At 69.1% G+C, this 8,403-nt stretch carries 6 protein-coding genes; 5 read left to right on the top strand and 1 reads right to left on the bottom strand.

The window, feature by feature from the left end; genetic code table 11:
* Nucleotides 1-596 precede the first annotated feature (596 nt).
* Complete coding sequence (locus tag NVU01S_RS24355) at nucleotides 597-1,766, bottom strand: M23 family metallopeptidase (protein WP_043676446.1); 1,170 nt, start codon at nucleotides 1,764-1,766, stop codon at nucleotides 597-599.
* Between the two features lie 546 nt (nucleotides 1,767-2,312).
* On the opposite strand from NVU01S_RS24355, the gene sucC reads away from it, so the two are divergent.
* The 5 genes from sucC (at nucleotide 2,313) to NVU01S_RS24330 (ending at nucleotide 8,279) form a co-directional block, all read left to right on the top strand.
* A complete protein-coding gene (sucC, locus tag NVU01S_RS24350; protein ID WP_014988331.1) occupies nucleotides 2,313-3,479 on the top strand; it encodes an ADP-forming succinate--CoA ligase subunit beta in 1,167 nt (388 codons plus the stop codon).
* 11 nt (nucleotides 3,480-3,490) lie between these two features.
* Nucleotides 3,491-4,405, top strand: coding sequence for a succinate--CoA ligase subunit alpha (sucD, locus tag NVU01S_RS24345; protein WP_042257652.1), 915 nt, complete (start codon nucleotides 3,491-3,493; stop codon nucleotides 4,403-4,405).
* Nucleotides 4,406-4,699: 294 nt separating this feature from the next.
* The gene (locus NVU01S_RS24340; protein ID WP_167829423.1) at nucleotides 4,700-7,633 is read left to right on the top strand and encodes an AfsR/SARP family transcriptional regulator; all 2,934 of its coding nucleotides are present in this window, start codon (nucleotides 4,700-4,702) and stop codon (nucleotides 7,631-7,633) included.
* A gap of 108 nt (nucleotides 7,634-7,741) precedes the next feature.
* Nucleotides 7,742-8,002 carry a hypothetical protein gene (locus NVU01S_RS24335; protein ID WP_043676443.1) on the top strand — a complete coding sequence of 87 codons (261 nt, stop codon included), beginning with the start codon at nucleotides 7,742-7,744 and terminating at the stop codon, nucleotides 8,000-8,002.
* A 46-nt stretch (nucleotides 8,003-8,048) separates the two neighbouring features.
* Entirely contained in the window at nucleotides 8,049-8,279 is a 231-nt protein-coding gene (locus NVU01S_RS24330) for a hypothetical protein (protein ID WP_043676442.1), read from the top strand.
* Nucleotides 8,280-8,403: the final 124 nt, after the last annotated feature.

Genomic DNA, 8,403 nt, shown 5'->3' with positions numbered 1-8,403 from the left:
TCGTCGCACTCGCTGCGGCATGCCAAAGCGGGTGCGCCAACTCAGAACGGGTGCGGCAATGTCAAGCGGGTGCGACGAACCCAACGGGCACGGGTGAGCCGCGGCCACGTCAACTCAGAACTGGTGCGTTAGCACCAAACCGGGTGCAGCAGCTCAGAACTGGTGCGCAAGCGCCGAACCGGGTGCGGCGAACCCAACCGGCACGGTGAGCCGCGGCCACGTCAACTCAGAACGGCCACGCCAACTCAGAATCGGTGCGTCAACTCAGAACTGGTGCGTTAGCGCCGAACCGGGTGCAGCAGCCCAGAACTGGTGCGTTAGCGCCGAACCGGGTGCAGCAGCCCAGAACTGGTGCGTTAGCGCCGAACTGGGTGCAGCAGCCCAGAACGGGTGGGCAAGCACCGAACCGGGTGCAGCAGCCCAGAACTGGTGCGTTAGCACCGAACCGGGTGCAGCAGCCCAGAACTGGTGCGTTAGCGCCGAACCGGGTGCAGCAGCCCAGAACTGGTGCGTTAGCACCGAACCGAATGCAGCAGCGCAGAACTCACGCCGTCAACTCTGCTCCGACACCCGCCGTACGGAAGGAAACCCCGAACCTAGTCCCGCTGCGGGCCCAGGCTGATTCCGCGGGTGGCCAACCAGGGCACCGGGTCGATCTTGTCGGAACCGTTCAACCACACTTCGAAGTGGCAGTGCGGGCCGGTGGAGAAGCCGCGGTTGCCGATGGTGGCGATCTGGTCGCCGGCCATGACCCGCTGGCCCTGGGAGACCGTGGCGGTGTCGATGTGGCCGTAGATGGTGACGGTGCCGTCGTCGTGCAGCAGGCGAACCCACATGCCGAAGCCGGCGGCCGGGCCCGCTTCGATGACGGTGCCGTCGGCGACGGCGACGATCGGGGTGCCGATCGGGCCGGCGATGTCGATGCCGAGATGCTGTACGCCCCAGCGCGCGCCGAAGCCGGAGGTGAAGTTACCGGCGGCGAACTTGGTGAACAGGGGGCGCAGTTTCGCGGCTTCCGCGGCGGCCATGTCCTGCGCGTACTTCTGACCCTTTTGCAGGATGTCGTTGAAGTCGCCGAGGTGGGTCGGCCCGGAGGCGTTGAGGATCTGCGGCGACTCCGCCGAGACGGCAGGGTCGGCGAGGCTGACCGACTGGGCGGCGATCTCGTGGATCTGCCCGGCGGCCTCGTAGTCGACGGCCTGACTCGGCTGCTCCGGCGAGGCGAGGGCGGCTTGTCCGGCGGCGACCACGGCACCGGCGGCGACGGCGGCCACCGCGGCACGACCCTTGAGGGCGGCGGGCGGGGCGGGCAGCCGGTGCGCGCCACCGCGTTTGGCGGGGCGGCGGCCGGGAATCACGGTCGGTGTGGCCGGAGTGTCCGGGGTTTCGGGCTCGGCGTCGGACGCCCAGGATTCTTCCGGCGCCCAGGTGCCGTCTTCGGGTGCCCAGGTCTCTTCTTCGGCCCAGGCGTCGCCCGAGTTCCAGGCGCCACCGTCGGACCAGGACTCCTGCTGCGACCAGGTGTCCTGGGGCGCCCACGAATCCTGCTGGGACCACGAGTCGTTCGTGGACCAGGCGTTGTCGCGGGAGCTGTAGTCCACCGGCGCCGCCGCGGCGGGCGCGGCGTAGAGCGAGTTCCGTTGCCGGTCAACCGACGGACCACGGGACGTGCCTTGTGCGGCCTGCGCGCCGAAGGATTCGTCGTCGCGATAACGATGACCGGTCCGGGCGCGATGTTCAGGAATAAGGGCGGAGCGATGGTTCATCGGCTGTGCCACATCGTGAAGCGGGAGATGTTCGCGGGGCCGAGGTGCCTGCTGATCAGCGGCTTCGACGGGTCAACTGCGGAACGGCTCTCCATCTGCGGAGTGCTGTGCTGCGTCAAGCTTGCCGTCCTCCTAGTCGTGACCGTGCTGTGACATCGACCGCAATGACGGTAACGAAACGATTGCAGGGTCCGCAAGCGCTGCGGCCCATCTGTCCGAACATGTGAGATTGATCACGCTAACGGCGCGGAATATCTATCTGTGCATTGGGCACGCGGGCGAGACTTTTCGACGACAACGTGTAGTAGATCCGGCCGTGTGCGCGGGTTCGGCGGGTCTACCTGGCGCGGTGCCAGCAACCTACTCGCGAGTAGCGTTGGCCAGCGGTTTTTCCGCCGCGCGTATCGGCCCGTGACCTGCGCCACTTAGGATGAACGTGGCCGATTGGCCGTCCATGTGACTGATTAGAGTCCGACCCGACCCGCTTCCGACGTCGGGCCGCCAACAAAGACGTTGTCATCACAACGCAGACGAGACGGTGAGTACATGGATCTCTTCGAATATCAGGCGAAGGAGCTCTTCGTTAAGCACGGAGTGCCTTCGTCCGAGGGCCGCGTCACGGACACGGCCGAGGACGCCCGCGCCATCGCGGAGGAAATCGGCAAGCCGGTGATGATCAAGGCTCAGGTCAAGGCCGGTGGCCGTGGCAAGGCGGGTGGCGTCAAGTACGCCGCGACCGCGGACGACGCGTTCACGCACGCGCAGAACATCCTCGGCCTGGATATCAAGGGCCACATCACCAAGAAGATCCTTGTCGCCGAAGCCAAGGACATCGCGGAGGAGTACTACATCTCCTTCCTGCTCGACCGGTCCAACCGCACCTACCTGGCCATGTGCTCGGTGGAAGGCGGCATGGAGATCGAAGAGGTCGCCGCGACCAAGCCCGAGCGCCTCGCCAAGGTTCCCGTCGACGCCGTCAAGGGCGTCGATCTGGCGTTCGCCCGCTCGATCGCCGAGCAGGGCCACCTGCCCGCCGACGTGCTCGACGCCGCGGCCGTGACCATCCAGAAGCTGTGGGAGGTGTTCGTCAAGGAAGACGCCACCCTGGTGGAGGTCAACCCGCTGGTGCGCACCCCGCAGGACGAGATCCTCGCCCTGGACGGCAAGGTCACCCTGGACGAGAACGCCGAGTTCCGGCACGCGGACCACGAGGCCTTCGCGGACAAGGACGCGACCGATCCCTTGGAGCTCAAGGCCAAGGAGAACGACCTCAACTACGTCAAGCTCGACGGTGAGGTCGGCATCATCGGCAACGGCGCCGGTCTGGTCATGTCGACCCTCGACGTGGTCGCGTACGCGGGCGAGAACCACGGCGGCGTCAAGCCCGCCAACTTCCTCGACATCGGCGGCGGCGCCTCGGCCGAGGTGATGGCCGCGGGCCTGGACGTCATCCTCGGTGACGCGCAGGTCAAGAGCGTGTTCGTGAACGTCTTCGGTGGCATCACCGCCTGTGACGCGGTCGCCAACGGCATCGTCAAGGCGCTGGAGATCCTGGGCGCCGAGGCGAACAAGCCGCTGGTCGTCCGGCTCGACGGCAACAAGGTGGACGAGGGCAGGCAGATTCTCGTCGATGCCGCGCACCCGCTGATCACGCTCGCGCAGACAATGGACGAAGGCGCCGACAAGGCCGCCGAACTGGCAGCGGCCAAGTAAGGAACCCGGAAATGTCTATCTTCCTCAACAAGGATTCGAAGGTCATCGTCCAGGGCATCACCGGTGGCGAGGGCACCAAGCACACCGCGCTGATGCTCAAGGCCGGCACCCAGGTCGTCGGTGGCGTCAACGCGCGCAAGGCGGGCACCACCGTCGCGCACACCGACAAGGACGGCAACGCGGTCGAGCTGCCGGTGTACGGCACCGTCGCCGAGGCCATCAAGGAGACCGGCGCCGACGTTTCCATCGCGTTCGTACCGCCGAAGTTCGCCAAGGACGCCATCATCGAGGCCATCGATGCGGAGATCCCGCTGCTGGTGGTCATCACCGAGGGCATCCCGGTGCAGGACACCGCGTTCGCATGGGCCTACAACGTGGAGAAGGGCAACAAGACCCGGATCATCGGCCCGAACTGCCCCGGCATCATCACCCCCGGCGAGGCGCTGGTCGGCATCACCCCGGCCAACATCACCGGTAAGGGCCCGGTCGGCCTGGTGTCCAAGTCCGGCACCCTGACCTACCAGATGATGTACGAGCTGCGTGATTTCGGCTTCTCCACCGCCATCGGCATCGGCGGCGACCCGGTCATCGGCACCACCCACATCGACGCCATCGAGGCGTTCGAGAAGGACCCGGAGACCAAGCTGATCGTGATGATCGGCGAGATCGGCGGCGACGCCGAGGAGCGGGCCGCGGCCTACATCAAGGCCAACGTCACCAAGCCGGTCGTCGGCTATGTCGCGGGCTTCACCGCCCCCGAGGGCAAGACCATGGGCCACGCGGGCGCCATCGTCTCCGGCTCGGCCGGCACCGCCCAGGCCAAGAAGGACGCGCTGGAGGCCGCGGGCGTGAAGGTCGGCAAGACGCCGTCCGAGACCGCCGCGCTGGCTCGCGAGATCCTGGAGAAGGCCAGCGTCGAGGTGTAATCAGCCGGCGCAGCACCGAACGAAGGCCGCCTCCCGATTCCGGGGGCGGCCTTCGTCATGTATGGCGGTGGGCTCGACCTGGGCAGGAGTCGAGCGGCCGGACCGACCATCTGCAGATTTCCGGGTCGCGGGACGGTCCGCGCCCGCGTAGGGGATACGAGACAGGCGCGTGTTCGGTTCAGTGCGAAGTTTTCACCGGCCGCGAGCAGACGGCGGCATAGCGGACAGGGCATGCTTGTCAGCGTGGATGTGCTGGTGTTGGGTCCAGTGCAGGCGTGGGCTGACGGTGTAGCGGTGACCGTCGATCGGCCGCTGGAACGGGCAGTGTTGGTGCGATTGGCGTTGGCGAATCGCGTTCCGGTGCCGGACGGGCGGCTGGCCGAGGATTTGTGGGGGGCCGAGGTCGAGCGGCCGGTGCAGCGGCTGCGAGTCGTGGTGTCGCGGCTGCGCGCTGCGCTCGGACCGTTGGCGGAGGTGATCGGGCGGACCTCCGCGGGATATCAGGCGCGGGTGAGCGCGACGGACCTGCTCGACGCGGAGGCGGCCGCGCAACGGTTGCATACCGCGCGCCGGGCGGGTGACTACGGCACCGTCGCGGTCGCGGCGCGCGAGGCGCTCGCGCTGTGGCGTGGGCCCGCGCTCGCCGATCTGCGGACCATTCCGTTCGCGGCGGCCGAGGGAGAACGCCTCGACGATTGGCGATTGTCGCTGACCGTGGCCGGGCTGGAGGCCAATCTCGAACTCGGCGCGGCCGGTGAGGTGGTCACGGAGCTGACCGGGCTGGTGGCGCGGCATCCGCTGCACGAGCCGCTGTCCTGCCTGCTGGCATTGGCGCTGTATCGCACCGGACGGCAGGCCGACGCGCTGGAACGGCTGGCGCGATTGCGGCGCGCGTTGTCGGAGGACCTGGGCGTCGACCCGGCACCCGACACCGCGCAGCTGGAATTGCGCATCCTGGACCATGATCCGGCGCTGCGGGCCGCCGCGGGGCGCAGCGCCGAGCCGATCGACGTCGCGCGCCGCGCGGAGAGCGCCGCGCAGGCAGACGGCTCGGCAGTGGCCGAGCCGCGGCCGGGTGCCGTACTGGCCACACCGCTGACCAGCTTCGTCGGTCGTGGTCGCGAATTCGCCACGCTCACCGCCCGGCTCGCCGAACCGGGCCGCACGACGCTGGTCGGTGTCGCGGGCAGTGGCAAGTCACGACTGGCCGCCGAACTCGCGCGGTCGATCAGTGCATCCGGTCGGCCGGTGGTGCTGGTCGAACTGGCGCCGCTTGGTCGGGCCGAGGATGTATTGCCCGCTGTGGCAGCGGCTTTGGCCGCGGCCGGGTTGGCCGCCGAGGGGGTGATCGATGCGAACCGGCCGCTGCCCGGGATCGTCGCGGCGCTCGGCGCGGCGGCCGGTGTGCTCCTGGTGCTCGACAACGCGGAGCACGTCCTCGACTCGGTGGCCGAACTCGTCACGGCCGCAGCGGGATTCAGTGTGCTGAGCACGTCGCAACGGCCACTCGGCGTGCCGGGAGAGTCGGTGTATCCGCTGGGGGCGCTGGACCGTAGCGTCGGCGTGGCGCTGTTCATCGAGCGCGCCGGACTGCACGGCCTGGTGACCGCGGCCGAGCGGGACGAGCTGGTGGCGATCTGCGCCGCGGTCGACTGGCTGCCGCTGGGCATCGAGCTGGCCGCCGGTCTCACCAGAACGCTGACGATTTCCCAACTGGCACAACGGATCGACGACCGGGTCCGGCTGCTGGTCGGCGGCGCGCGCGACGCCGCGGGCGGGCGGCACACCAGCCTGCGCGTCGCCCTGGACTGGAGTCACGAACTGCTGGCCGAACGGGAGCAGACGGTATTGCGCAGGCTCGGAGTGTTCGCGGGCGGCTGCACGCTGGAGGCAGCCGAGGCGGTATTACCGGATGCGGATATCGAGTCCGGCGATATCGCCCCCGCCCTCGCCGATCTGGTGAACCGGAGCCTGGTCACCGTGCAGAATGTCGGGGCGACAAGGCGATTCGTGCTGCTGGAGACGGTGCGGGACTACGCCCTGTCCCGGCTCGCCGCCGCCGCGGAGACCGAGGACCTGCGCGCCGGACACCTGCGCTGGTGCCGCGACCTGGTGCGCTCGATCGGCGCGTCCGACGATTTCGCCGCCGCCGAATCGGTGGCCGCCGTCTTCGCGGAGTGGCCGAATATCCTGGCCGCACTGGAACAGTCACCGGGTACCGCACGTGCCGCCGACGCTCTGCGGCTCGCGGTCGACATGCATGTGCCCTGGCTGGCCCGGGCGTGGTTCCGGGAGGCGCAACGCCACTACGCGGTGCTGACCGAAACCGCGGTGCTGACCGACAACGCGGCCCGTCCCGATGCTGCCGGTCTCACCCCGCACGAGCTGGCAGAGGCGTTGAGCCACTACGGTTTCCATACTTTGATGACCGGTGATCTCGACACCGCCGCCGCGCAGCTGGCCCGCGCGAGCGCGGTGGCCGAGCCGCTGGACGACGCGGAAATCGCCCAGACGGTGCGGTACTACCAGGGCATCGTCGACATCGAGCGCGGCAGGTTGTCCGAGGCGATCGAGCGTTTGCAGCAGGGCGAACATCTGGCCGTGCGTGACACCCAGGGCGCGTCGTTCGCCGACGCGCTCGGCACGGCACTGCTGTACGCGGGTGATCCGGCCGAGGCACTGGCCGCCTACACCCGCTCCACCAAGGTGGACGCGGTGCACGAGGACGAGCACGGTCTTTCGCGGGGGCTGAGCAACCAGGCCAAAGCCCTGCTCGAGCTCGGCCGGCTGGACGAGGCACTCGCGGCCGTGGCGGAATCCGACCGCTACGCACGCCGCCTGGACGATCGGCAGATCCTGCCGCTGAACGATCTCACCCGCGCCGCCGCCGCGCTCGCCACCGGTCAGCTCGACGCGGCGGAGTCCTATTGCCGTGCCGCACTCGCGCACGAGGAGGAGGCGACCGGTTTCGCCAGGGTCGACCTGGCCGACGTGCTCCTAGCCAAGGGCGAACCGGCCGCGGCCAGGGCGCTGCTCGACGAGTTCATGGCCGCCGCGCCGACCGGGGTGCCGTTGCTCGCTGCCCGCGCGGTCACCGTGACAGTGCGGCAGGCGGAGGGCGATCACGCGGGCGCCCGCGCGCTGCGGGCCGAACTCCGCGCCGAGTTCGCCGCCGCCGGTTTCGGCTGGCGTCGCTATGCCGACCGGCTGTCCGGCCCCGAGCCGTAGTCGTGAAAATGCTTCCTACCTCGTGAAATGCAGGTGAAACCGCGCTGAGACGGGCGGCCGGGAGTCTGGTTCGCACAACGCCATACACCCGCACAGGAAGCACACATCATGACCACTCCCCGCATCGCGGCCGCACGCGTCGCCGCGACCGCCGCACTGACCGTCGCCGGCTTGCTCGGCACCCTCGCCCCCGCGCACGCGGGCCCGTTCGACAGCGGCTCGGCCGCCCCCGCGGTCCCCGGCAACCTCGGCCCGTTCGAATACGAGCACCAGTGCCTCGGCCGCGGTAATCAGGGCGTCGAGGCCGGCGAGTGGCAGGACTTCGACTGCGTCGGCAGCTACGGCGCCTGGCGACTCGTCCCGCGCTGACCTGCGCACGTCAGCGCCATCCGACCCGACCACGAAGGAATTCGATATGACCATCGCACGTTTCGCGGCCGTCGCCGCACTCACCTTCGCCGGACTGTTCGGCGCCGGACTGACCGACGGCATCGCCGCGGCCGCGCCGGAGCAGATCGGCCTCGGCCCGTACGAGCAACTGGCGACCTGCGAGCGCCAGGGCAATCTCGGCATGGAGTCCGGGGAATGGGCCGACTACACCTGCGAGGGCGCCCCCGGGTCGTGGTACATCAAGCCGCAGTACTGATGGGTGGCTCTGGCCCGGCGTCGTGTCCGTTCGGCGACACGGCTCCGGGCCGTCGCGCGTCCGTGGCCGGACACGGTCGTGGGAACTGCTTCCACGAGGTAGTGCTTGCCGTCGGCAAACGGCC

This window comes from Nocardia vulneris (assembly GCF_001613425.1).
Taxonomy (GTDB): domain Bacteria; phylum Actinomycetota; class Actinomycetes; order Mycobacteriales; family Mycobacteriaceae; genus Nocardia; species Nocardia vulneris.
This window is presented reverse-complemented; position numbering and strand designations above follow the sequence as displayed.

What these genes read in the sequence shown, in the direction of transcription:
- sucD (WP_042257652.1), top strand. Translation starts at nt 3,491, where the DNA reads ATGTCTATCTTCCTCAACAAGGATTCGAAGGTCATCGTCCAGGGCATC.
- sucC (WP_014988331.1), top strand. Translation starts at nt 2,313, where the DNA reads ATGGATCTCTTCGAATATCAGGCGAAGGAGCTCTTCGTTAAGCACGGA.
- NVU01S_RS24335 (WP_043676443.1), top strand. Translation starts at nt 7,742, where the DNA reads ATGACCACTCCCCGCATCGCGGCCGCACGCGTCGCCGCGACCGCCGCA.
- NVU01S_RS24355 (WP_043676446.1), bottom strand. Translation starts at nt 1,766, where the DNA reads ATGAACCATCGCTCCGCCCTTATTCCTGAACATCGCGCCCGGACCGGT.
- NVU01S_RS24330 (WP_043676442.1), top strand. Translation starts at nt 8,049, where the DNA reads ATGACCATCGCACGTTTCGCGGCCGTCGCCGCACTCACCTTCGCCGGA.